The following is a 543-nucleotide window of genomic DNA, read 5'->3' on the forward strand; positions in this document are numbered from 1 at the left end:
TTTTCGCCGTTTTTTTTTTTTTTGATTTTTTGGTGATTTTTTGATTTTGTTTAAGGATTGTTTAATGTTTGTTGGTTTATCATTTGCTTATTTGATTTTCGTCCAAACGCAAGGAAAAATACCTAAGAAAAAGGAGAAAAACAATGGTATTTAATGCAAAAAATGAATATCTCAAAAAATCTCTTAATGAGAGAGAGAGAGAGAGTAACTCTGCGCTAAAATTTTCTACTTCCACATTGTCAAATCGCAAGACTCACAAAGCGACTTCCCTCATTGCTGATAATGACGCTACTTCCGTCATTGCGAGCGAACGCAGTGAGCGCGGCAATCCACAATGCAATACAGAATCAATAGATTGCCACGCATTAGATTCTGCAAAAATGCAGAATCTAATTGCTCGCAATGACGACAATGTAAAATCTTGCAATGACAGGGTTTCCGCTTCGCTTGCGGATTTGCACACTTCTTGTCCCCCCTCCCTTGCGGAGGGGGCTAGGGGGTGGGTTTCTTGTCATACTGAGCGTAGCGAAGTATCTCAAAATA

General features: G+C 39.2%; 1 protein-coding gene. It reads left to right on the top strand.

Going from position 1 to position 543, the window contains the following annotated elements; genetic code table 11:
• Positions 1 to 143: 143 nt before the first annotated feature.
• Positions 144 to 543: hypothetical protein (locus tag ACWIUO_RS13845; protein ID WP_454178468.1), on the top strand; the 400-nt coding region annotated here is incomplete at its 3' end.

The sequence above is a fragment of the Helicobacter sp. T3_23-1056 genome (assembly GCF_053654535.1).